At 55.7% G+C, this 21,693-nt stretch carries 15 protein-coding genes and 1 tRNA gene; 5 read left to right on the forward strand and 11 right to left on the reverse strand.

Features of this window, described 5'->3' with window-relative positions:
• Nucleotides 1–12: 12 nt before the first annotated feature.
• The 4 genes from G491_RS0100575 to G491_RS0100595 form a co-directional block, all read right to left on the reverse strand.
• Entirely contained in the window at nucleotides 13–1,500 is a 1,488-nt protein-coding gene (locus G491_RS0100575) for an anthranilate synthase component I family protein (RefSeq protein ID WP_028313201.1), read from the reverse strand.
• Nucleotides 1,501–1,529: 29 nt separating this feature from the next.
• Nucleotides 1,530–2,549 (reverse strand): 3-deoxy-7-phosphoheptulonate synthase, encoded by a 1,020-nt coding sequence (gene aroF / locus G491_RS0100580; RefSeq protein WP_028313202.1) that lies wholly within the window; start codon nucleotides 2,547–2,549, stop codon nucleotides 1,530–1,532.
• Nucleotides 2,550–2,982: 433 nt separating this feature from the next.
• Entirely contained in the window at nucleotides 2,983–5,559 is a 2,577-nt protein-coding gene (locus G491_RS33120) for a PAS domain-containing hybrid sensor histidine kinase/response regulator (RefSeq protein WP_028313203.1), read from the reverse strand.
• Nucleotides 5,556–5,840: a hypothetical protein gene (locus tag G491_RS0100595; RefSeq protein ID WP_028313204.1), complete on the reverse strand. Its 285-nt coding sequence runs from the start codon at nucleotides 5,838–5,840 to the stop codon at nucleotides 5,556–5,558. The genes G491_RS33120 and G491_RS0100595 overlap by 4 nt, the downstream gene beginning before the upstream one ends.
• A gap of 185 nt (nucleotides 5,841–6,025) precedes the next feature.
• Between G491_RS0100595 and G491_RS28860 the strand changes: the two genes are divergently transcribed.
• The 3 genes from G491_RS28860 to G491_RS0100610 are packed head-to-tail and all read left to right on the forward strand — an operon-like array spanning nucleotide 6,026 to nucleotide 12,077.
• On the forward strand, nucleotides 6,026–7,570 hold the full coding sequence (locus G491_RS28860; RefSeq protein ID WP_157467869.1) for an efflux transporter outer membrane subunit: 1,545 nt from the start codon (nucleotides 6,026–6,028) through the stop codon (nucleotides 7,568–7,570).
• A complete protein-coding gene (locus tag G491_RS28865; RefSeq protein WP_084511198.1) occupies nucleotides 7,567–8,811 on the forward strand; it encodes an efflux RND transporter periplasmic adaptor subunit in 1,245 nt (414 codons plus the stop codon). The genes G491_RS28860 and G491_RS28865 overlap by 4 nt, the downstream gene beginning before the upstream one ends.
• Nucleotides 8,808–12,077 carry an efflux RND transporter permease subunit gene (locus G491_RS0100610; RefSeq protein WP_028313205.1) on the forward strand — a complete coding sequence of 1,090 codons (3,270 nt, stop codon included), beginning with the start codon at nucleotides 8,808–8,810 and terminating at the stop codon, nucleotides 12,075–12,077. Before G491_RS28865 ends, G491_RS0100610 begins: the two co-directional genes overlap by 4 nt.
• 228 nt (nucleotides 12,078–12,305) lie before the next feature.
• Here the strand turns inward: G491_RS0100610 and G491_RS33125 are convergent, their stop codons facing one another.
• The 4 genes from G491_RS33125 to G491_RS0100630 all read right to left on the reverse strand — a co-directional run bounded on the left by G491_RS33125 (nucleotide 12,306) and on the right by G491_RS0100630 (nucleotide 16,621).
• Complete coding sequence (locus G491_RS33125; protein ID WP_028313206.1) at nucleotides 12,306–13,184, reverse strand: class I SAM-dependent methyltransferase; 879 nt, start codon at nucleotides 13,182–13,184, stop codon at nucleotides 12,306–12,308.
• A 328-nt stretch (nucleotides 13,185–13,512) separates the two neighbouring features.
• A complete protein-coding gene (locus G491_RS0100620) occupies nucleotides 13,513–14,736 on the reverse strand; it encodes a 1-acyl-sn-glycerol-3-phosphate acyltransferase (protein WP_248635287.1) in 1,224 nt (407 codons plus the stop codon).
• Complete coding sequence (locus tag G491_RS0100625; RefSeq protein WP_028313208.1) at nucleotides 14,733–15,794, reverse strand: NAD-dependent epimerase/dehydratase family protein; 1,062 nt, start codon at nucleotides 15,792–15,794, stop codon at nucleotides 14,733–14,735. Before G491_RS0100625 ends, G491_RS0100620 begins: the two co-directional genes overlap by 4 nt.
• Nucleotides 15,795–15,982: 188 nt before the next feature.
• Nucleotides 15,983–16,621, reverse strand: a complete 639-nt coding sequence (locus G491_RS0100630) for a hypothetical protein (RefSeq protein WP_051326931.1) — start codon at nucleotides 16,619–16,621, stop codon at nucleotides 15,983–15,985.
• Nucleotides 16,622–17,058: 437 nt separating this feature from the next.
• On the opposite strand from G491_RS0100630, the gene G491_RS0100635 reads away from it, so the two are divergent.
• Nucleotides 17,059–18,522, forward strand: a complete 1,464-nt coding sequence (locus tag G491_RS0100635; RefSeq protein ID WP_028313210.1) for an ArnT family glycosyltransferase — start codon at nucleotides 17,059–17,061, stop codon at nucleotides 18,520–18,522.
• A gap of 15 nt (nucleotides 18,523–18,537) precedes the next feature.
• On the opposite strand, the gene G491_RS0100640 is transcribed toward G491_RS0100635, so the two are convergent.
• From G491_RS0100640 to G491_RS0100655, 3 genes are all read right to left on the reverse strand, one after another.
• A complete protein-coding gene (locus G491_RS0100640; RefSeq protein WP_028313211.1) occupies nucleotides 18,538–19,371 on the reverse strand; it encodes a hypothetical protein in 834 nt (277 codons plus the stop codon).
• A gap of 185 nt (nucleotides 19,372–19,556) precedes the next feature.
• Nucleotides 19,557–20,063 carry a hypothetical protein gene (locus G491_RS35825; RefSeq protein ID WP_169829364.1) on the reverse strand — a complete coding sequence of 169 codons (507 nt, stop codon included), beginning with the start codon at nucleotides 20,061–20,063 and terminating at the stop codon, nucleotides 19,557–19,559.
• Between the two features lie 52 nt (nucleotides 20,064–20,115).
• A tRNA-Pro gene (locus G491_RS0100655) sits at nucleotides 20,116–20,192 on the reverse strand.
• Nucleotides 20,193–20,388: 196 nt separating this feature from the next.
• On the opposite strand from G491_RS0100655, the gene G491_RS0100660 reads away from it, so the two are divergent.
• Entirely contained in the window at nucleotides 20,389–21,477 is a 1,089-nt protein-coding gene (locus G491_RS0100660) for a methyltransferase domain-containing protein (RefSeq protein WP_028313212.1), read from the forward strand.
• The last annotated feature ends 216 nt before the right edge of the window (nucleotides 21,478–21,693 follow it).

Here is a 21,693-nt window from a genome sequence, read left to right on the forward strand (position 1 = left end):
GCCTCCTCAGGGCTATTCAATGCCTTCGCCCGCCGGTTTGCGGATCAGGCTGATGGCCCTTTCCAGGGCTTTGGATTTGTTCAGGGTTTCCTGATGCTCGGTCGCGGGATCGGAATCCGCCACAATGCCCGCGCCCGCGCGCACGGTCAGGAGTCCGTCCTCCACCATGGCCGTGCGGATGGTAATGGCAAGATCCATGTTGCCGGAAAAGGAAATGTATCCCACGGCGCCGCCGTAAGGCCCCCGGGGCTCTTTTTCAAGCTCCGCGATGATCTCCATGGCCCTTACCTTGGGAGCGCCGGACAAGGTTCCCGCCGGAAAGCTGGCCTTCAAAAGGTCGAAGCCGTCGCATTCGGGCAGCAGATCGCAGGTGATGTTGGAAACCAGATGCATGACGTGGGAATACCTCTCCACCACCATCAAATCCGTCACCTGAACCGTTCCCACCTGGGCCACCCGGCCAAGGTCGTTCCGGCCCAAATCCACCAGCATCAGATGTTCCGCGCGCTCCTTTTCGTCCTTTAACAGGTCGTCGGCAAGCTGACGGTCTTCCTGCTGGCTTTTGCCCCTGGGACGGGTTCCGGCGATGGGCCGAAGCGTGGCCACGCCGTTTTCCAGCCTCACCATGGTCTCGGGAGAAGAACCGATGAGGGAAACCTTGTCCAGGTTGAAAAAAAACATATAAGGAGACGGGTTGATGTAGCGCTGCGCCCGATACAGGCTGGCTGCGTCCACCGGCGCGGAGCACACATAGGGCTGAGATATGACCGCCTGGATGATGTCGCCCGCCTTGATGTATTCCTTGGTCTTGACCACGGCGTTCATATAGTCGGTGGGATCGTACCTGCCTTCCAGGCTTCCGCCTTCCACGGTCTCGGGAGCGGCGGGCGTAGGCGCAGACAGGGAAGCGTACATGCTTTCCAGCCTTGCCATGGCCTTGTCGAATTCCTCGGCCGGGTCTTCGCCGTTTTCCAGGAATACATGAGCGACCATGGTCAGGGTGTGCTTCACATTGTCGAACACATACAGTTCGTCCGTAATCATAAAATGCGCCAAGGGCTTGTCCGCAGGCGTGTCATGGGGGATGCGCTCGAAAAATGAGACCATCTCGTAGGCCAGGTATCCCACCATGCCGCCCCAGAACCTGGGCAGGTCGGGGAGGTTGACCGGGTTGAAAACCTTCATGATGTCCCGCAGCACGGACAGGGGGTCGCCCTGATGGGGAATGCGTTGGGAGGATTTTTCGGCGCTCACCTCCACATCTTGGGCGAAAACCTTTACATGGGCGTGGGCCGAAGTCCCCAAAAAGCTGTACCGGCCCCAGCGCTCGCCGCCCTCCACACTCTCCAGCAAAAAGGCCGGGTTGGCGTCCGCTTTTTTCAACAAGACGGAAACCGGAGTTTCGGTGTCAGCCAGGATTTCCATGCACACGGGGATGACGTTGCCCTTTTGCGCCAGTTGCAGGAATTCTTCTTTTTTCGGATAGCATCTAAGTTTCATGGCTTTGGCCTCTTTTCTTCCGTGAAAAACTATATTTCGCCCTGGGTGCGGACAAGGTCGTGAATGTCAAAAATCTGCTGGGCCAATTTGCTGAACTGATGGGGATACAAAGACTGGCCGCCGTCGCTCAGGGCCGCCGCCGGATCGTTGTGCACTTCGATCATCATGCCGTCCACGCCCATGGCCGCCGAAGCCCTGGCCAAAGGCCCCACCTGGCAACGGTGCCCGCCTGCATGGCTGGGGTCCGTGATTATCGGCAGATGGCTTTCCTTGCGAACCACGGTGATGGCGGAAAGATCCAGGGTGTTGCGGCTGTGCATGGCGAAGGTCCTGATGCCGCGCTCGCACAGGACAATCTGGTCGTTGCCCCGTTCCATGATGTATTCCGCGGCCATCAACCATTCATCGATGGTGGCGGACATGCCGCGCTTCAGCATGACCGGCTTTTTCGCCAAGCCGGCCCGGCGAAGCAGGGCGAAGTTCTGCATGTTCCGGGTGCCGATCTGGACCATGTCGGAGTATTCCTCCACCAGGTCGAAGGTTTCGTTGTCCATGACTTCGGTGACGATCTTCAGGCCGGTTTCCTCGCGAACCGCTGCGAGAATCTTAAGCCCTTCCTCGCCAAGGCCCTGAAAGGAATAAGGAGAGGTGCGGGGCTTGAAGGCGCCGCCCCGGAACATTTCCGCGCCGGATTCCTTGACGCTTTTGCCGATGGCCATGCATTGCTCCAGGTTTTCCACGGCGCAGGGGCCGGCCATAAGCACGGGCCGTCCCTCGCCGATGGCCACGTCGCCCATGCGGACCACCGTATTTTCCGGCTTGGTTTCCCGGCTTACCAGCTTGTAAGGACGGGTTACGGGGATAAGCTCTTTTACGCCCGGCAGGCCCTGAAATCGGGCGGGATCCACGGCGCCCTGGTTATGAAGGATGCCGATAGCCGTCCTGTGACCGCCGGGAATGGGCCTGGCAGTGAATCCGGCGGCCTCAATGCGTTTGATTACATCGTCAATTTGGTCCTGGGTTGCGTTTTGTTTCATGACCAGCAGCATGTTTTTGTCTCCCGAATGTTGTGTTTTTTGTTTCCGCCTTTTGGCGGAGAAAATATTGCAACGAAAAAAGGCCGCGGGATGATTCCCACGGCCTTTTTCAGAAGATCAAAATAAAAAAGGATCGTGGGCTGTGCTCCCACGATCCTTTTGGCTTTTTATGTCAGCTGTTGTCAGCTCCGGCCAAGTACGCGGGCGCACCTCATCCAGACCTGCCACCACCAGCAGTTGTTCAAAGTAAAGGAATTGTTGATTGCGTTCTTCAAAGTATTTTTCCTTTCGGGACGTAACTGTCCGTCTTTGGGCTTAATAAAGGAATTGGCGGCAGAGTGTCAAGATCTTTTTTCTTCCTTAACAGAAATCGAATATTTTCAAAGGAGAAAAAAAAGTCTTCTCCCACCCATAAGATCCAGCAGGAAAGACGGCTTTGCGTTTCTCAGTTTTCGGGATTCAGGACGGCGTTGACCACGCGGCCCAGGACGCTGCGGGTTACGGGTTTATGGAGGATGTCCTTGATGTTGGGAGACTCGGAGGCTTTTCCTATCACTCCGTCTCCCAGGCCGGAGCTTAAGATAAACGGCAGGTTCGGGTTGAGCTCCGCCGCCTTCTTGGCAAGTTCCACGCCGGTCAGGGTGGGCATGGTGAGGTCGGAAATCACCAGGGCGAATTTTTGGGGGTCGGCTTGGATCAATTCCAGGGCCGTGAGGCTGTCGTTCGCGGCCGTAGAGATGTAACCCAGGTTTTTGAGCATTTGGCCCAGCATATTGGCAACCGTACCCTCATCGTCCACCACCAGAACTTCCTGCCCGTTTCCTTTTATGGGCTGGCTGGACGAAGCTGCTGCAGCGCTCGGGAGCTTTTCCATGCAAGGCAGATAGACGTTAAAAACCGTTCCCGCATCGATTTTGCTTTCCACGGAAATACGCCCGCCCAATTGATTGAGGATGCCAATGACTGTTGACAGGCCCAGGCCGGTTCCTTCGCCCCGTTTTTTCGTGGTGAAGTAGGGGTCGAAAATCCTGTCCATGGTTTCCTTGTCCATGCCTTGTCCCGTATCCTGCACTTTCAAATGGAGATAATACATGCCGTTTGCGCCTGATTCCTCCAGGTCGGGAGGAAGATCCGCGTATTTTTTCTGCTTCAGGCTAATGGTCAGTTCGCCGCCTTTTTCCTGCATGGCGTAGTAGGCGTTGGTGGACAAGTTCATGATGATCTGGTGGATCTGGGTGGGGTCCGCCAATACCGGCAGGCAGTTGATTTGTATGTCCTGGTTAATATTAATTGTGGAGGGGATGGAGGCCCGCACGAATTTGACGGCTTCCTTTAGAATAGCGGCCACATGGACGGGTGTTCGCTCGGCGTCGGCCTGCCTGCTGAAGGTCAGAATATGGCCCACCAGGTCCGAAGCCCGCAGCGCCGCCTGGTATATGGCCTGGGCGCTTTCCTGGTTTCGCGTATTTTCAGGCAGGCCCTCGGCCAACATTTGGGAAAAACCAAGGATGGGCGTCAGGATATTGTTGAAATCGTGGGCGATGCCTCCGGCCAGGGTCCCAATGGCTTCCAGTTTTTGGGCCTGTCTTAATTGCCTCTCCGTACTGTTTTTTTCGAATTCCAGAACCTTGTATTCCGTGACGTCCTGGACCGTACCGATGGATTTTGTATGATTTCCATCTGCGTCAAACTCGTGGACGCATTTTGAATGCACGAATTTGACCTCTCCGTCAAAAAGCACGTACCGGTGAGTAATGTCATATTCCGTTCGGGACTCCACGGACTGGCGGAATTGTTTCAGCACCGTTTTTAGATCATCCGGATGAATCAGGCGTATCACATCATCAAGGCTTAGCGGCAAATCCTTGGAAATTTTAAGAATATCCGCCAAGCCCTCTGAGTATTTATAGGTCATGGTGGGAATATCCTGCTCCCAGTGGCCGACCTTGGCGATCTGCTGGGCCTGGCGATGCAATTGTTCACTGTTGTTCAGGGCTTTTAACGTCTGCCTGACGGTTGTGACTTCCTCGATGATTCCGTCTATATATACGCTGCTTTCGTCTTCAATCATGTTCACGGTTACGGCGCCGAAAATAGTTTCGCCGTCCCTTTTTTTAAGCGCCGCTTCCACTCCCACAATAACGCCTTCTGCTTGAATCCGTTTGATCAGTTCGCGTCTTTGCCCGTTGTCCGAAAATAGTTCCGAAACGGGAATATTCTGCAATTCCAATTCCGAGTCGTATCCCAGTATGGCGGCGGCGGCTTTGTTGACCATGAGGAGCCTGCCTTCGCCTTCCATGGACGCCCGGAAAATTCCCACAGGCAGGTTTTCCATGAGAGTGCGGCGCCGCTGATCCATACTTGCCAGCTTTTTTTCCGCGCGACTCCTTTCCGTGATGTCCCGGCCCACGGCGATAAAGACGTCCCTGCCGTCCCCTTCCCGGGTGAGGGCGCTGAGATGCCAGGCCAGCAGCCTTTCTCCTTGCGACGTCTTGACGATTTTTTCAAGATAGGCGGGTTGGGAAGAATCAACGGTTTTGTTAAAAACCTCGTATGGAAGAAAAGACTCCCCTTTTTGGTCCAGAATGGAGAGCAAGGGGCGCCCTAAAACATCCGCTTCGGGCTCTCCAATCATCCGGCAGAACGAGGGGCTGGCGAACCGGATCTTCAGGTCCGGATCCATTTTAAGAATCACCTCGCTCTGGTTTTCCACAATCAGCCGGTATTTGCTCTCGCTTTCCTGGATATCATTGGCGGCGATCATGTTCATAAGGGCGTAAAACACAAAGGCCCACCACATGGGAATGAGGGCGCCTTCAAAATTCTCAAAGGCCTCCAGACTTCCTGTTATTCCCGCCCATTTGACGAAGATGCAAAAATAGTAGACGCCCATGAACAGGATCAGCCCGCCTAAAACCAGCTTTTGATCCCGCATGAGAGGGCTGTTTTTGCTTTTGCTGATGAGAATGGCCATGGCAAGGCAGCAAAAGCCCAGAGAGAAGGCGTCAATTATTGCTATCATCGCGATCCTGCGCCTCCCTCATAATATTTAAAAAAACTCCGCAACCAGAATGTCAGGAGTACGGCGCTGACCAGATAAAGGAGGTGCTCCGTCAAATTCAAAATGTCAGGCAGCAGGTATCCTTCGCAGATTGTGGCTGCCGTCGCTGCAAAGAATGCAACAAAACTTAATAATAAAGATGTGTTATACGGAATTTTTTGGAGCCGCTCATAGTTGGTCAAAAGCCTGACAAGGATCGCCAAGCATAAAATCAGCATGATGAATTCGTTTTCTTCAATCATGTTCCCAACCCGCCGCCCGTTAAAACCGCATTGCATTCATCACGCAATTATGGTTTTTTACATGAACGTGTAGACCACATATGGATTTCTGTTGACATACCGGCTATAGTTCTCTTTTAGATGAACGTGACGAATATCCCGATTCGGGACGACCCTCAAAATATGCAAAACCCGGACCAAAAAATATGCCTGCACCTGTGCAGTTCCTGAAAAGATCGCCTGAAAGCGTTACGCTCTTAATGCGCCTGGGACGGACCCTGGTTTTCGCCTTGATTTTCATCTGTTTTTGCGGATGCATAAAGGCAGGGCCGGATTATCAATCAGGGTCGGGCGCTGCTGTTGCGCCCGGCTTATATGTCAACCAGGAGCCATTACGTCCTGAAAAATCGGAAAAAACGCCTTATACCGATTCCTGGTGGACCGGTCTCAACAACCCCGAGTTGAACGCTCTGGTGGAGGAGGCCCTGGCGAACAATCCGGACATCCGGGCTGCGGCAGCCAGGGTTTTGGAGTATCGGGCCGTTTTGGCCCAGGCCCGGGCCGGGCTTTTTCCTTCGGTAAGTCTGTCCGGCGAGGGCTCCTGGTCGGAGGCGACTTCAACCTCATCCACGCCGGTGCTCACGTCCCAGGGCATTTCCTATGTAAGGCGCGAGAGGGACGTGCACTCCACCAGCCTGGATCTGACGGCGGCGGCCAGCTATGAGTTGGACCTGTGGGGGCGGATAGCCCGCTCCAATGAGGCGGCCCGGGCCGATCTTCTGGCTGTGGAGGAAAACGCCCGGACCGTGGCTCAGACCATAGCTGCGGAAACGGTGAGCGCTTATTTGGAAATAGAAAATCTGCGCCGCCGCATCGCCATAACCCAGGAGAGCATCGAGGATTTCAAACGCAACCTTTCCTTTATCCAAAGAAGGTATGAAGGGGGCATCGCCTCGGTCTTGGACCTGAGGCAGGCCCGCCGGCTGTTGGCCCAGGCGGAATCGCTGCTGCCTCCCTTGCGGAGGGACATGAAGGCCAAGGCCGCGGCGTTGGCCGTCTTGGCGGGTAAATACCCGAACCTGGAGTTCACCCGGAAAATCCCGAAAGACTATTACAAGGCCCTTCCTCCGGTTCCGCCGGGCCTTCCTTCGGATCTGCTTTTGCGCAGGCCGGACGTGCGTCAGGCCGAGGCCGGGCTTCAGGCTGCCAGCGCCCGCATTGGAGTTGCGCGGGCGGCCAGATTTCCAAGCATCAGCCTGACGGGCGCCTTGGGAACTTCCAGCCCGGATCTGGAGGACTTGTTCAGTCCGGAAAACCGGTTTTGGAATTTGGCCGCCGGCTTGCTGGCGCCCATTTACGACGCCGGAGAGCTGAAAGCCGCCGAAGAGGCGGCGCGTGCCCGATTCGCCCGGGAGGAGGCCGCCTACGCCAAAACCGTGCTGAGCGCATTCGCCGAAGTGGAAAGCGCCTTGGCCGCTCAGAAGGAGCAGCGGGAATATCGCGAACTCTTATTAAAGCTGGTGGAAGAATCCGCCGCAACCAGGGAAACGGCGCAAAGCCGGTACGAGCAGGGATTGTCCACCTATCTGGACGTGTTGGACGCCCAGCAAGCCCTGTATTCGGCCCAGCAAACCCTGGTGAACTCCGAACTCGCCATTTATCTTAATCGTGTAACCCTATACCGGGCCTTGGGCGGAGGTTGGCCCGCGTCCGAAAAAAAGCCAAAGGGAAGCGAGTCTAAACAGGAATGAGTACATCCCCAAAGAGAAATTATCTAAGAGCGGCGGTGCAAGTGCTTCTGGCCGGTCTTTTATTGGCCGGAGGCTGGTACGGCTATCATTGGATAGTCAACAGCAAGCCCGAGCAAAAAAGGATCAAGCCCGCCCAGCCAATACCCATGGTGCGGGTTATCAGGGCCGAGAAGGAAGACGCCGTCATCCACGTGCAGGGGCAGGGCACGGTCAAACCCTGGCGGGAAATTCAACTGGTTCCCCAAGTGGGAGGCAAGGTGCTGTGGATTTCCCCCTCCCTGGTGGACGGCGGGGCTTTTCAAAAGGGCCGGATCCTTGTCCGGCTGGATCAGGAGGATTATCGCCTGGCCGTCACCATGGCGGAAGCTCAGATAAAAAATTCGGAAAGCGCCCTGCAGCTCTTGGAGCAGGAATCCCTGGTGGCCCGGAGGGAATGGGAGCTGCTTCACGCCAATGACGGGGACAAGGGCGCCTCGCCCCCGCCCCTGGTGGTCAAGGAGCCCCAGTTGGCTGCAGCCCGGGCCCGCCTGGAGGCGGACAAGGCGGATCTGAAAAAGGCCCAGCTTCAATTGCAAAGAACCGAAATCTCCGTGCCTTTTGACGGCAGGGTCAGCCAGAAGTCCGTGGACGCAGGCCAATACGTCTCCCCCGGCCAAGTGCTGGCTGTGCTGCATTCCATCGAAGCGGTGCAGATTTCCGTGCCTCTGGCGGATGAGGAGCTGCGCTGGTTTAACGTCCCCGGCTTCACCCAAAAAGGCGGCGAGGGCTCCTTGGCCAAGGTTGAAGCCCGCGTGGCAGGCCGCGACATGGTCTGGCAGGGGCGGGTGGCCCGGTCGGAAGGCGAGATGGACGAAACCACCCGCACCGTGCGGGTGGTTGTGCGGGTTGACGATCCCTACGCCACGACCCCGCCATTGGTTCCCGGTCTGTTCGTGCATGTGGCCATCCAGGGCAATATCTTGCCTGACGCCTTCAACATTCCCCGGTCGGCCCTGCGTGAGGGCGATACGGTCTGGATTGCAACCCCGGAAGGGGCCATGCATTTTCAAAAAGTGGAAGTCAGCAGGATTTCCGAGCAGGGAGTCTGGGTGACCCAGGGCCTGAACAGCGGCGATCTGGTGGTTACTTCCCCCATGAAAGCTCCTACTGACGGCATGAAAATCCGGCTGCACGAAGGGCAAAACAAGGGCAGTACGGTCATTCCCATACCAAGCAATACGGCGGAGGGCGGCCAGTCATGAAAGGCATGGTCAAGTGGTTTGCGGAAAATCATGTGGCGCCCAACCTGCTGATGATTTTCTTTTTGCTGGCTGGCGTATTCACGGCCCTGAATATCAAAATGGAGGTCTTTCCCGAAACCTCCCTGGACCGCGTACGCATTTCCTGCTCGTACTCCGGCGCCTCGCCCGAGGAAGTGGAAGAGGCCATCATCACCCGAATCGAAGAAGCCATTGCAGGCCTGGCCGGCATTGAGCGCATTGACTCTTCAGCCCGGGAGGGCGCCGGCCGGGTGACCGTGGAAGTCATGAAAGGCTGGGACGTGGGCAAGCTGACGGACGAAATCAAGTCCGCGGTGGACCGCATCACAACCCTGCCCGACGAAGCGGAGCAACCCATTGTGGCGGAGATGACCCGGTCTCGGGAAGTGGTCAATGTGGCCGTTTTCGGGGACGTTCCGGAAACCACTCTCAAGCAGATTGCCGAACGCACCAAAGACGCCATCACGGCCCTGCCGGACGTTACTCTGACCGAACTTTCCGGCGTGCGGGAAACCCAGATCCACGTGGAAATCTCCGAGGACATACTGCGCAGGCATCGATTAACCCTGGGGCAGGTGGCGACCCTGATCAACAACGCCAGCCTGGATCTTCCGGCCGGCTCGGTCAAAGCCAAAGGCGGCGAGATTCTCATCCGCACCAAGGGAAGGCGCTACTATGCAGAGGATTATGCGGACATCGCCGTTCTCACCAACCCGGACGGAACCAAAGTCACCCTGGGGCAGATAGCGGACTTAAAGGACGGATTCGAGGACGTGGATTACCGGGCTTATTTTGAGGGCGAGCCCGCTGCCCTGGTTAAGGTTTACCGGGTGGCGGACCAGAACGCCCTGACCGTAGCCAGCCAGGTGCGGGAGTATGTGGAAAGCGCGTCCCGGAGTCTTCCCGCCGGGGTGAAACTGCGGGTTTACAACGATTCCTCCACCATCCTGAAAAGCCGCATTTCCCTGCTGGTGCGAAACATGGGCATCGGCCTGGTGCTGGTTATTGTGCTGCTGGGGATTTTTCTCAATGTCAGACTGGCATTTTGGGTGACCTTGGGGATTCCCATCTCCTTTGCCGCCGCCTTTATATTTTTGCCCTACTTTGACGTGTCCATCAACATGATTTCCCTGTTCGGATTTATTTTGGTTTTAGGAATCGTGGTGGACGACGCCATTGTTGTCGGGGAAAGCATCTATCACAAACAGGAACAGGGCATGCCCAGGCTTAAGGCCGCCATTGAAGGCGCCTTGGAAGTAGGGCGGCCCGTGGTGTTTTCCGTGCTCACCACCATGGTGGCGTTCCTGCCATTGCTGACGGGCTCCGGGCGCATGGGAAGGCTGCTGCGCAACCTGCCCATTGTGGTGTGCCTGGTTTTGGCGGCTTCGCTGATAGAATCGCTTTTGATCCTGCCTTCCCACTTGGCGATCGGCAAAAGCAAAATAAAAAGCGTGGACCCCGCCAACCCCTCGGGGAGGAAGCGAAGCCCCATTAAAAAGGCTTTTAAAACAGCGTTCCGGCCTCTGACCATTTGGCGGGACGTCTTAACGTGGGTCATCAACAAGCCCTACGCCTGGCTGGTGGATTTTTGCGTGACATGGCGGTACGTGAACGTGGCTTTGGGAGTATTCGTCATTTTCTTGACTTTCGGTGTGCTTAAGGCGGAATACGTGCGTGAAACTTTTCGTCCCGACATCGAGGGCGACACCATGTCCTGCATGATCACCATGCCCAGCGGAACGCCCAAGGAACGCACCCTGGAGGTCATGGCCTTGATGGAGGAAAAAGCCCGTCAGGTCCTGGCCGAAAAGGATAAAACCCGGCCGGAAGGCGCCAAGCCTCTGCTGGAGCACACCATCGGCCTTTTGGGCGCCCATCTGGGAGACGGCAAGCCCGACACCGGCGGGCACATGGGCCAACTTTGGATCTCCATCATTTCCGCTGAGGAAAGGGAGGAAGGCATATCCACGGCCGGGCTGACCAGCCGCTGGTCCGAGGCGGTGGGCATCGTCCCGGACGCCGAGTCCGTCACCTATTCCAGCGCGCTTCATTCGGCAGGCAAGGCCGTGGAGTTTCATCTTTCCTCCAGCGATAACGAGCAGCTTTCGGCCGCCGCCGAAGACCTGATGAAGGAATTGGAAACCTACCCCGGCGTGTACGGCATTGAAGACAGCTTCTTGCCCGGCAAAAAGGAAATGCAGATCAAATTGAAGCCCGAGGCCAGAAGCCTGGGGATTACCCTGTACGACCTGGCAAGACAGGTGCGTCACGCCTTTTACGGGGCCGAAGCTCTGCGTCTGCTTCGGGGCCAGGACGAAGTCAAAGTCATGGTCCGGTATCCCGAGGATGAAAGGCGCGACCTGAGCAACCTGGAAGACATGCGCATCATCACGCCCCAGGGCGATTTGATTCCGTTCTCCCGGGTTGCGGAATTGCAGTTGGAGGAAGGCTACTCCTACATCACGCGAGCTCAGCGCAAGCGGGTGGTCCAGGTCATGGCGGACGTGGATATGGAGCAAAACAACCCGAATCGGGTGCGGGACACCGTCACAAACGAGTTCATGCCCGAACTTAAAGCCAAGTATCCCGGCCTGAACTTTACCGTCGAGGGCAGGGGCCGCCACCGCAAGGAGGCTTTCAAGGACATCAACCGGGGCTTTTTGATCGCCCTTTTGGGCATATACGCCCTGCTGGCCATACCGTTTCGCTCTTTCACCCAGCCTTTGGTGGTCATGTGCGCCATCCCCTTCGGCATTATCGGCGGGGTCTTCGGGCATATGATCATGGGCATTGACCTGACCATCATGAGCCGGTTTGGCATGGTGGGATTGACGGGCGTGGTGGTGAACGACTCCCTGGTGCTCATCCACATGGCCAACCGGTTGCGCGACGAAGGCGCCGCAGCTCATGAAGCGGTGATCGCCGCCGGAGCGCGGCGGTTCAGGCCCATCATGCTGACCTCCATCACAACATTCGCCGGGGTGACGCCCATGCTGTTGGAAAAATCCATCCAGGCCCAGTTTTTGATCCCCATGGCCGTGAGCCTGGGCTTCGGCGTGTTGTTCGCCACGGGAATCACCCTGCTTCTGGTGCCCAGCGGGTACGTGATTTTGGATGACATCCAGCGCTTTTTCAAATGGGTGTTTGGGATGGAAGCCGGGAAATATCATGCCTCGGGAGGAGATAAACCCGAGTCGGAGGATGAGCAGGCTCCGGACCTTTCGGAGCCCTTGCCGCAAAAGGATTGATGGGCGGGCGTTTGCTAACTCATTCCCATGCTTTACGTGGGAATGCATATAGAAATATCTGAAATTATTAGGGTTTCAAACAGCCAGAGATTAAATCGAATCCGTCTCCAATGATGGGTGGCCCAGGCAAAGGCAGTATCTTGCCTGGGCCATCCAAAAAAAACTCAACAATCCGTGCTTAACCACTATTTTTGAGCTTGCGAAACCCAACAGATACAATGCATAGCGTCAGTCCCGGCAGGACCAGGTAATGACAGCCAGGCTGCTTTTTATCTCTTCTTTAAACAACCCGTTCTCCGTCTTTTCCTCCACAAAGGCGGAAATGGTTTTTTTGACCTCGGGCGTGATGTCCATGTACATCCAGAACGAGCGGCACAATGCATCCACAGCCTTGCCCGAGGGCTGCTCACGAGCCCATGAGGTCTGGCAATAGCGGATGGACGGAAGATATCCAATTCCGGACAACAGATTGAATATATGGAGGAAGTTGTCTTTGTTTACCTGAAGGTCTTCCTGGAAGAAACGCTTCCACAAGGCCTGTCTGGTAAGGCTTTTTCCCGCTCCCGTGGAAATCACCAGGCAGCAATGCCCCCGTGAGGCCTGGATCATTTTTTCCAGAGCCTCCCGGCCGTTGATTGCGGGCGTCATGGAGGCGAAAACCAGGTCAAAGGCGCGAGTCCAACCTTCCTTTTCAATGTCCACGTCTTTCCACAAGCGCTGGTAAGCCTTTACGTTCTGCAGGCCTTTTTCTTGGGCTTTTTGATTCAGGATGCTGCACATTTCCTCGGACCCGTCCACGGCGATCACCTCGTTTGCCAGAGGGGCGAAGGGAAAGGCGAAGGTTCCGGGGCCGGAGCCCACGTCCAGAATTCGGGCCTGGGAATTCAGCAAGCCTTCCTGGGTGAGAAAACCGGTGATTTGCTCCACGCGTCCGTTGGGGCCTTTTTTGGACATGCCGCCGTATTCGGGAGCAATCTTGTCCCAAAACTGCATGGACTCCTTTTCGGTTCTGATTTTTCGGGCTTCGTGGGGCGAGTTTTTCCGGCTGTATTCCCAGGCTTCGGCCCAGAGGTCCGGGGAGTGAAGCTGCTCCATGTTCAAATCCATAAAAAGTCTCCAAATTTTAAAGTGATCGCCGCCGTGGGGCGATTCCGGCTTTAAACAAAAAAAGCCGCGAAGATGGAGGAATACCCTCCGGTTCACCTTCGTGGCTTGCTTGTATTTCTAATTTGTCGTCGCCCGTTTTAACGGGCCTTTCCATGCATGCGCCTTCGAAACGCTCTTGGACTATACGGATACAAATTTCCCGCGGGGTTGTCAATGCAGGATCGAATCCCGTCCCTTCCAATTTAATGGAAATAATAACAGGACGCCTCTTGCCCGCTCATACAATCAAGCTGGAAACCGCCCGAATGAACGCAACGCAAGATAAAGCCTACCAGAATACGGCCTTGCGCTTCTTTAAAATATCGTAAATGCCTTTTTGAATGGTGTCGCGCACCTGGTTGGTGATCTTGGACACCAGCAAAGGCTCTTCGGCGGGACGATGATTCATGTCCGTCACCTGGATGGGTTTGTGAAACCGGATGGTCCACTTGGTAGGCAGGGGGATGACGCCCAGGGGGCCCAGCCACGGAAAAGTGGGCGTGGCCGGAAAATACGGCAGGTTAAACGCGGAGGCGACCATCTTCATGTTGGCCAGATTGGGATATATCTCCTCGGCCCCGACGATGGATACGGGGATAATCGGCGCCCCGGCCCGGATGGCCACGCGCACAAAGCCGCCGCGGCCGAAACGCGCCAGCCGGTAGCGTTCGCTGAAGGGCTTGCCTACGCCCTTGACGCCTTCGGGGAAGACCAGCGCCAACTCGTCTTCCTTTAGCAGGCGCTCGGCGTTTTCCGGCAGCGCCTGAACCTGCCCCAAACGGGAAAGGCCCAGCCCGACGACCGGGATTTCCGTGGCCCGGGTAAGGTGCAGAGCCCGCACCAGCCGCGGTTGCGGATGCTCGGTCGCCACGGCGGTGATGACCATGGCCCCGTCCCAGGGCAGAACCCCGGAATGATTGGCCACCAAAAGGGCCTTGCCCTCGGCCGGAACGTTTTCCAGGCCGGTGGTGGTCACCCGCCAGTATTTTTCGTACATAAAGCGGAAAAAGGGCTCCATTTCATCGACCAGTTCCAGGTCGCGGCCCCATTTATCCACTTCGTAATCCCCGTCGATCCTCCGGGCGATTACGGTCATTTTTTCTTCCAGAAAATGGGTCAGCTTTTCAAAAAGCGCCGGAAAGTCGATGGCCGGCTCTTTTTGGCGCTCCTGCTCGTCCTTCAACCTCATCTGCACCAGTTCGGCCAGAATCTTGGTCAGAAGCTCCGCGTCCCCCTCGCCTGAATTGCTTTGCGCGGCCTTGTCCATGCCCTGGCGGGCCGCAATCATCTCCGCCAGAATCTGCTCCATCAACAGGGCCAGGCGATCCATTTTGTCCGGCTCGGAGCCTTGGGCGCCGCCGGCTTCGGCTTCGGCCTCGGCCTTGGGAAAATGGGCCTGACAGTAGCGTTGCCCCGGCAGGGCCGGGTTCTTGCACCGCTCTCCCTTGGCGGTCAGGGACCAGCATTGGCCGTCCTGGGACGACGGGTTATTTGGCGGATCTTGAGGACTCATTGCAATCCTTGGATGGCTTCGTTAATGCGCCGCATGGAATTGATGTATTCCTGCAATTGATCGTGAGCTTCCGGGGCGGTTTCTATTTCCCCCCTCTTGGGAATATAACCGAGTATCCTGAGATGCTCGAAAAAGTCAATGACCGTTTGCTTGGATGTGTACTTGGGCTTGAATCCCAACACCTCCTTCATGCGCGTGGTGTCGCCCACAAAGGTGTATTTCAAAAAATCCGTCTCAATGGGGATATAATCCGCCACCGGGGTTTTTTGCACAAAAAAATTGGACATCCGCAAGAAAGGCGCCCCAAAAGGAACCGGAACCCGCCTGCCGATCCGAAGCACCTGGCCGATGGGCATGGCGCCCTGGCCGGCCACGTTAAACACGCCGTGGGCTTCGCTTTTCAGGGCATGGTACAAGGCCGCGACCACGTCCTCCTCATGGGTGAACTGGAACATGGGGTCAAACCCGAAAACCATGGGCACGGCCGGCGCTTCCAGATAGCGTCGCATGGGCGTGTCCACGTCCGGTCCCAGGATATTGGCGAAACGCAGGATGGTCGTCTTGATTTCAGGATATTCCCTGGCAAACTTGGCCAGGAGCTTTTCCACCTCCCACCGGTCCCGCACGTAAGGATGGCGGTACTGACCCTTAAAGTCGGCGGTTTCCTCCAAAAAGCAGGGGTTGCGGGAGGATCCGCCGTACACCTTGGTGTCGCTCATGAACAACACCCGGGGAACCTCTCCGGCTGCGCAGGCCGCCAGCAGGCTTTGGGCGCCCATGACGTTCAGGTCGAAAATCTCCTCGGAGTGGGAATAGGCGTCCATGAACTGCAAGTGGCAGACCGTATCCACTTCCGAGGTTTTGATCAACTCCGCGATCAGGGGGTTGTGCAGGTCCACCTGGAAAAACTCGGTCTTCCGCAAGGGGAAATCCGGTTTTTTATAATCAAGCCCCAGTATAATGTTGAAATCAGGGTCGTTTTCCAACAGACGCGCAAGTTTCCCGCCCCAGGGGGTGCATACCCCTGTTATGAGAACAGAGCGCTTTTTTTGAATCATGGGCTGCAGATCCTTGCCGGAAAGTGGTTTTGCTTTCTGAAAAACATAGGAAATAAGGGGCGTGGACGAATTCTAGTCAATTTGGCCCCCTCCCCCCTTGATGCACTAGTCAATATTTGATTATTAATATGCCAAAGGCGATAAATCAAGCATTCAATCCCGAATTTTGCAAAAAAACAATCTTTGATTTATGCAAATTCCAGGCGGTTTATCACCCCATGGCACCGGCAGGCCGTGGAAAAATGTACGGGAAGATCGGACGCAACCACCCGTTTTTCCGCATTAAACAGGTCGTCTGGCTTAATCCCGCCCACGCCTGGAGTCAGTTGATGACTCCGAATGACTACCTGTATGCTTCCGGGGGCGTCCATGCGCGCCAGCATGTCGAACAGGTTGTCCCTGGGCAGGCCGGTTTTAAAGCAGTGCTCCTCGGGCTCCGGGCAATTATCCGGGCACAAAAAGTCCGCCTGGCTCACGTACAGGGTTCCGTTTTCGCCCCACATGGGATTGGGGGCTTTGTCCGCGATTTCCCGGGGAACCGGCGCCTGGCGGGCCGGTTTTTTCGTTTGCAGACGGGCCAAAAGCCAGTCAAAGGCCATGTGCACGGGAATGGCCGGGACGATCCAGTCCGGCTGGTTGTCCGGGTCAAGATTCTGCAGCAGGAAGTCCGCCCCGGGCATGACCAGGGTTTCCGCGCCAAGGCCCAGGCCTGCCAAGGCCTTTGCGTCGCTGTCTACAACCTTTATCAAGGCGTCCGGATGCTTTTTCCGAAGCCTTTCCAAAGCGATCCGTCCGAACTTGCCTGCTCCCAATATCCAAAATTCCATAATCCGCCTTCCGGTTTTCAGCCCCGCCCGCGATGCATTCGTACGGGGACTTGCGTTTTCGGCCCTAAGCGGTTAGTACATAATTAATCGCGCCATTGGCAACCTTGAAATGCAAAAATCGCCTGCAAGCAAACCCGGCCAGGGAGCATTTTCCATGCAAAAACGGATTATTAACAGTTCCTTGTGGAGTAACGGCATTCAATGATTGGCGCCGATGTTGTCCGACCGATGAAGCGCCGGCAAGGCATAACAACAGCCAGCTTTAGGGATTGCAGATAATGGCCTAAAACCCAGTAACTCAACTTTTGGGATTGGAAGTAATGCTTTGAAATCAAATAATTACATTGGGGCCTAAGATATGTCTATATGCCAGAGCCCGAGAGTCATGGTCCCTTCCCCCCTGGCGGGGGAAGGACAGGATGGGGGGGATTTCCTGAATGCCCGGCCTGAATAACAAACAACCCCAAAACCTGCGAATCGTCCCGGATCAGGGCGGTCAGGCGGTTGCAGCCGACCAGGCGCTTCCCGGAAATTTCAAATGGGGCCTGCTGCTCTTTCTCATCGCCCTCTGCCTGCGCATCGCCTTTTACACCGCCCTGTGCGACGCCGAGGTTTTCGCCAAATATACGGTCCTGGCATGGGAGGCCGCCCACGGCGCCGACCTGGGCCAACGCCTTTTGGACGTCAGCCCCCTATACCTGACCCTGCTCTGGGGAGTCTGCAAAGCCGCGCCCGGGGCCTTAAAGTACATGCCCCTGATCCAGCTCATCCTGGGCGCCTTCATCCCCCTGATTATTTACGGCCTGGGCCTGCGCCTGTTCACCCGGCAAGTGGGCTTCGCCGCCGGACTTATCTACGCCATGTACGGCGGCGGCATGATTTTGGAGTCCACCCTGGAGCCCTATGTATTTGTGGCCCTGCTGAACGGGCTGGCCGTGTATTGTCTGGTCCTGTCCATGGAGGGCGAGCAGGCGTCGATCCGATTCATTGCAGCGGCCGGGATTTTGTCCGGTCTGTCCGTCCTGGCCAAGCCCAATTTTTTGCTGTTCGTCCTGTTCGCCTGCGTGTGGGTCCATTTTGCCTTACGAAAGGTCAGGCAATTCAAACAGGCCAACCTGTACCCCATTGTCTACCTGGCGGCGGCCTTAATCGTCATCGCGCCCGTGACCATCCGCAATTACGTCAGGTTCAACGACTTCGTGCTGGTGACGGCGGATTACGGCAAGGTGTTCTTCCATGGAAACGCCGGCGCCACCACGGTGTTCATCCCCCAATATCTGCCCGGCCAGGACAAGCCCGATCCCGGCGACCTCCCCGTGGATTACGCCCACGTGGCCTTTCGCAAAAAGGCCTCGCAGCTTGCGGGGCGGGAGTTATCGCCGTCCGAGGCCGCCAGGTTCTGGACCAAAGTCACCCTCAAGGATTTCAAGGAGCACCCGTGGAAGCACGTCAAGCTGGAAGGCCGCAAGCTGGCCCTGTTTTTCCACAACTTTGAGATTCACCACATCCAGGCCAACCATTACCGGTATATGGACTCCTTGCGATATCCTTTTTTGCGATACGGACTTATCGCCTCCCTGGGGCTCTTGGGCATGGCCCTGTGCCTGCAGGAAAAACGGCGGTTCGCCATACTATATGGAGTTGTGGGGGTGTATCTGATTTCGGGTCTGATTTTTGTGGTCAACTCCCGGTATCGGGCTCCGGCCGTCCCCTACCTGTGCCTGTTTGCAGGCGCTGTGTTCCATTACACGGCGGCGTTTTTCGTGGAAAAACGGACCAAGGCCCTGACCCTGACGCTAATCGCCCTGGCCTGCCTTTTGGCCCTCACCCACCTGACCTACTCCCGGGAAATCAGCGACTACCTGCTCACCGTCATGCAAATGTATCCTGAATACAGATAACTTGTTTCTAAAAAATCAAGGCGCGTCAAACAGCATGAATTTGGACAGAAAAACGTCGCTAATTATCCGAAACCCGGAATAGTCCCCTGTGCTGATCGAAATGTTGTTAGCGTAATACGACTTGGTGGAGCCTTCCTCTGCCGAAACATCCACAACCAACCGGACATTTTTGCGCCAGGGCTGGCTATCCAATTTATCCATATTCTTTTCAACTTCGAGTTCCTTGTTTAAAGCCGCCCAATCCATGAACAGATCAGTCCGGATGGAATTCCGCAATTGAATAAATAAGAATCCCTTCTCCCGCACTTGTTCTGGAGTCAGAACATCTTCATCCCAGGAATCGCTCCATCCTGCAAAATAGATATTTGCATTGCCATATTGCAATGTAATAAGGTCTTCATATGACATTTTTCCGATACAGGGCTTGTCAAACATTGCTAACTTTGCACGAAATGCCGGCGTCAACTTTCTTCTTTTTTGACCGTCTTTGGACATCAGGTAAAACTGGTTAGCATTGTATGAGGTTCTTTCCCCGCCTTTGAACAAATCAATGACCAAACGGACATCGCCCAAGTCCTGGTTTTCAGGATCAGCTTGCATGTCGTCAAAACGAGCCCATCTGACCAGCTTGGCTGTTTCTTCTTGCCCTTTAACAGTGATTTTAATGCTCCAGCCGGAGCGAACATCATCAGGGGACAAGGCGGCAATCGTCGTCATGTACCAATCAGTATAATATATTTCCGCCTGGTCGTAGGCAGCGTCATTGCTTTGGGTAGAAAGCGCGTCTCCCGCTATGGATGATCCGGCCAACGCCAGGAGGCAAAACACACAAGCCAAAATATTTTTCATGACAGGTCCTTTCCCTTTTCAAAATAGGCATTGTAAAAATATGTAGAGCAATCCCATTGCTGTGTGCGAGGCCGAAAAGGCGTTCTTTAATGATGAAAGAAGAAATAAACCGGCCAAAGCCATTTACATTTTGCAGTCGCTGATTGATCTCCGGTAGCCTCTTAAGGGACGCCGCCGCGGGATGACTAAGGATTCACAAGGTTTTTAAGGGCGTCAATCGCCTCCGCCAGGCCCTTTTTCCCATCTCCCCCAACATCCCATTGTTCAAGGGCGTCGCTCACGGCCTCATCAATATCCTCCTGGGTGTAACAGGGAGGCAGGGTTGTCGAGGTGGTGGTGCTGGTTGTGGTTGTACTTGTCGTAGTGGTGGTGCTCGACGTCGTGCTTGTCGTTGTCGTCGTCGTGGTTGGCCTTGTGGTCGTCGTGGTTGTGGTCGTCGTTGTTGTGGTGGTGGTTGGCCGGGTGGTCGTTGTTGTTGTGGTGGTGGTGGTCGTCGTCGTGGTCGTGGAGGTGGTTGCGGACGGTTTATCCTCAGAATCCTCAAGGCTCCAAGCGCCGCCGGAGCTTTGGGCAAAGGAAAAAGGGGCTTGCTCCGCCGGAGAGGCGTTGGCGCAAACGCCTGTAATTAATAATGCTTCCAACAAAAAAATGTGCAAAAGGAATATGAGCGATCTCTGTTTACAAAAATGCATAATTGCCTCTTTTGCAACCGAAAAAAACGCTTAATGGAACAGGAGAAAAATCTGGTCGGGGCGAGAGGATTTGAACCTCCAACTTCCTGCTCCCAAAGCAGGCGCGCTACCAGATTGCGCCACGCCCCGTTCTGAATTGAAGCGTCTGATTACCATGGTTTTTTGATTTGGGCAAGCCAATAGTGGAAAAATCCGGCGCTCGCCCCGGCGCGGAAATTGCATAGCATTCCAGCCAGTTCAAGACTTAATCGCAGCAACCATCCGCATTGGATGCGCTTCCGTGCAACAACATCCATAACCGGCGGATTAAACAAGGAGAACCGCTATGCAAAAAGACCACTTTATCACCTCGGACGGAACAAGAGTCGATCTCATCCCCGGCTGGTACGAACGCAAAACATCCTGGCCTTACGGCATCCAGAGCCTCCAGGAATTCGCCGACAAATGTTTTGACGGCACCCCGGACGCCTATCCCAAGGGCTACGGCTTTTTTGTCAACAAGGTCGTTGTGTTCAACTATTTTAGGGAAATCCTGAACGAATGCTTTTTGGGCCGGGACAAATTCCCCATGGCCCTGGACATCGGCACGGGCCCGGGCATCCAGCCCAGGCTTTTAAAGGCCGCCGGCATGTGCGACGAGGCCTGGGGCATTGACATCCTGCATCGGGACACGGAGTTCACCGACGAAAACACCTTTGAATTCCTGGAGGAAATGAACCGCACCTACCAATCCCGGGACAAAGGCAAGCAGCAGGAATTGGCCAATATCATAGACTTTTTAAACGGGCAGTTGGGCAACTGGTATCCCCTGCCCATGCTGTCCACGATTTTCGATCCTTCCCGGCCCCACGGCCTGGACAAATACGTGGTGGACGACTTCATGACCTGGGACCCTCCGGGCGGCGAGAAATTCGACCTCATCACCGGCATCATGTGCATCGAATATTTTGACGAACGCCCCCTGCTGAAAAAGGTCCAATCCCTCTTGAACCCCGGCGGCGTGTTTTTCGTCATCGTGGATTATTGGCACGAGGTGTGCGGCGGCTCCATGCAGCTTCCCATGGACGCCCCCTGGCTCCACTGCCGCCTGACCCGGGAGGACTTGATCCGCTATTATAAAGAAGTAAGGCCGAACGAAGCCCAGGCCGCGGAAACGTGCATCTATTTCGCCCGCAGCCACCTGACCCCTTACGACTACAACGACGCAGGAGTCGCCGCGGGCATGAAGCTCATCTCCGCCCGGCGTTCGCTCCTGAACAATCAGACCAACGCCAACGTGGTCAATTCCAACGAAGGCGGCATGTACGAGTATTTTCACGGAACCATCGTGCCCCAGGCCAAAAAGGTAAACCCTTATTTCACGCCGCCCGACGCCTTCACCCAATACCTGACCCTGGTCTTTAAGAAGGAGTGAAAAAGAAAAGGCGGCCATTAATGCCGCCAAAGCCGAGTCCCTCCGAGGATGGCCCCGGCGCGGCAGTATCGCGCCTGGGTTGTGAAGCAACAATAGGTGCGGCCTTTGCTATTGAGCAGCGCCTTGAAATTCCGGCGGACGGACTCCCCATCCAAAACCGTGGGTAACACTGGCAGAGCAGTATCCTGCCAGTGCGCGCCAGCGTATGCAGTTCGG

The organism is Desulfatibacillum aliphaticivorans DSM 15576 (assembly GCF_000429905.1).
GTDB lineage: Bacteria > Desulfobacterota > Desulfobacteria > Desulfobacterales > Desulfatibacillaceae > Desulfatibacillum > Desulfatibacillum aliphaticivorans.

Coding starts and splice junctions, on each gene's coding strand:
- G491_RS35825 (WP_169829364.1), bottom strand. CDS start 20,063: ATGCATTTTTGTAAACAGAGATCGCTCATATTCCTTTTGCACATTTTT.
- G491_RS0100610 (WP_028313205.1), top strand. CDS start 8,808: ATGAAAGGCATGGTCAAGTGGTTTGCGGAAAATCATGTGGCGCCCAAC.
- G491_RS0100640 (WP_028313211.1), bottom strand. CDS start 19,371: ATGAAAAATATTTTGGCTTGTGTGTTTTGCCTCCTGGCGTTGGCCGGA.
- G491_RS28860 (WP_157467869.1), top strand. CDS start 6,026: ATGCCTGCACCTGTGCAGTTCCTGAAAAGATCGCCTGAAAGCGTTACG.
- G491_RS0100575 (WP_028313201.1), bottom strand. CDS start 1,500: ATGAAACTTAGATGCTATCCGAAAAAAGAAGAATTCCTGCAACTGGCG.
- G491_RS0100620 (WP_248635287.1), bottom strand. CDS start 14,736: ATGAGTCCTCAAGATCCGCCAAATAACCCGTCGTCCCAGGACGGCCAA.
- G491_RS0100635 (WP_028313210.1), top strand. CDS start 17,059: ATGCCCGGCCTGAATAACAAACAACCCCAAAACCTGCGAATCGTCCCG.
- aroF (WP_028313202.1), bottom strand. CDS start 2,549: ATGCTGCTGGTCATGAAACAAAACGCAACCCAGGACCAAATTGACGAT.
- G491_RS0100630 (WP_051326931.1), bottom strand. CDS start 16,621: ATGGAATTTTGGATATTGGGAGCAGGCAAGTTCGGACGGATCGCTTTG.
- G491_RS0100595 (WP_028313204.1), bottom strand. CDS start 5,840: ATGATTGAAGAAAACGAATTCATCATGCTGATTTTATGCTTGGCGATC.
- G491_RS0100660 (WP_028313212.1), top strand. CDS start 20,389: ATGCAAAAAGACCACTTTATCACCTCGGACGGAACAAGAGTCGATCTC.
- G491_RS33120 (WP_028313203.1), bottom strand. CDS start 5,559: ATGATAGCAATAATTGACGCCTTCTCTCTGGGCTTTTGCTGCCTTGCC.
- G491_RS33125 (WP_028313206.1), bottom strand. CDS start 13,184: ATGGATTTGAACATGGAGCAGCTTCACTCCCCGGACCTCTGGGCCGAA.
- G491_RS28865 (WP_084511198.1), top strand. CDS start 7,567: ATGAGTACATCCCCAAAGAGAAATTATCTAAGAGCGGCGGTGCAAGTG.
- G491_RS0100625 (WP_028313208.1), bottom strand. CDS start 15,794: ATGATTCAAAAAAAGCGCTCTGTTCTCATAACAGGGGTATGCACCCCC.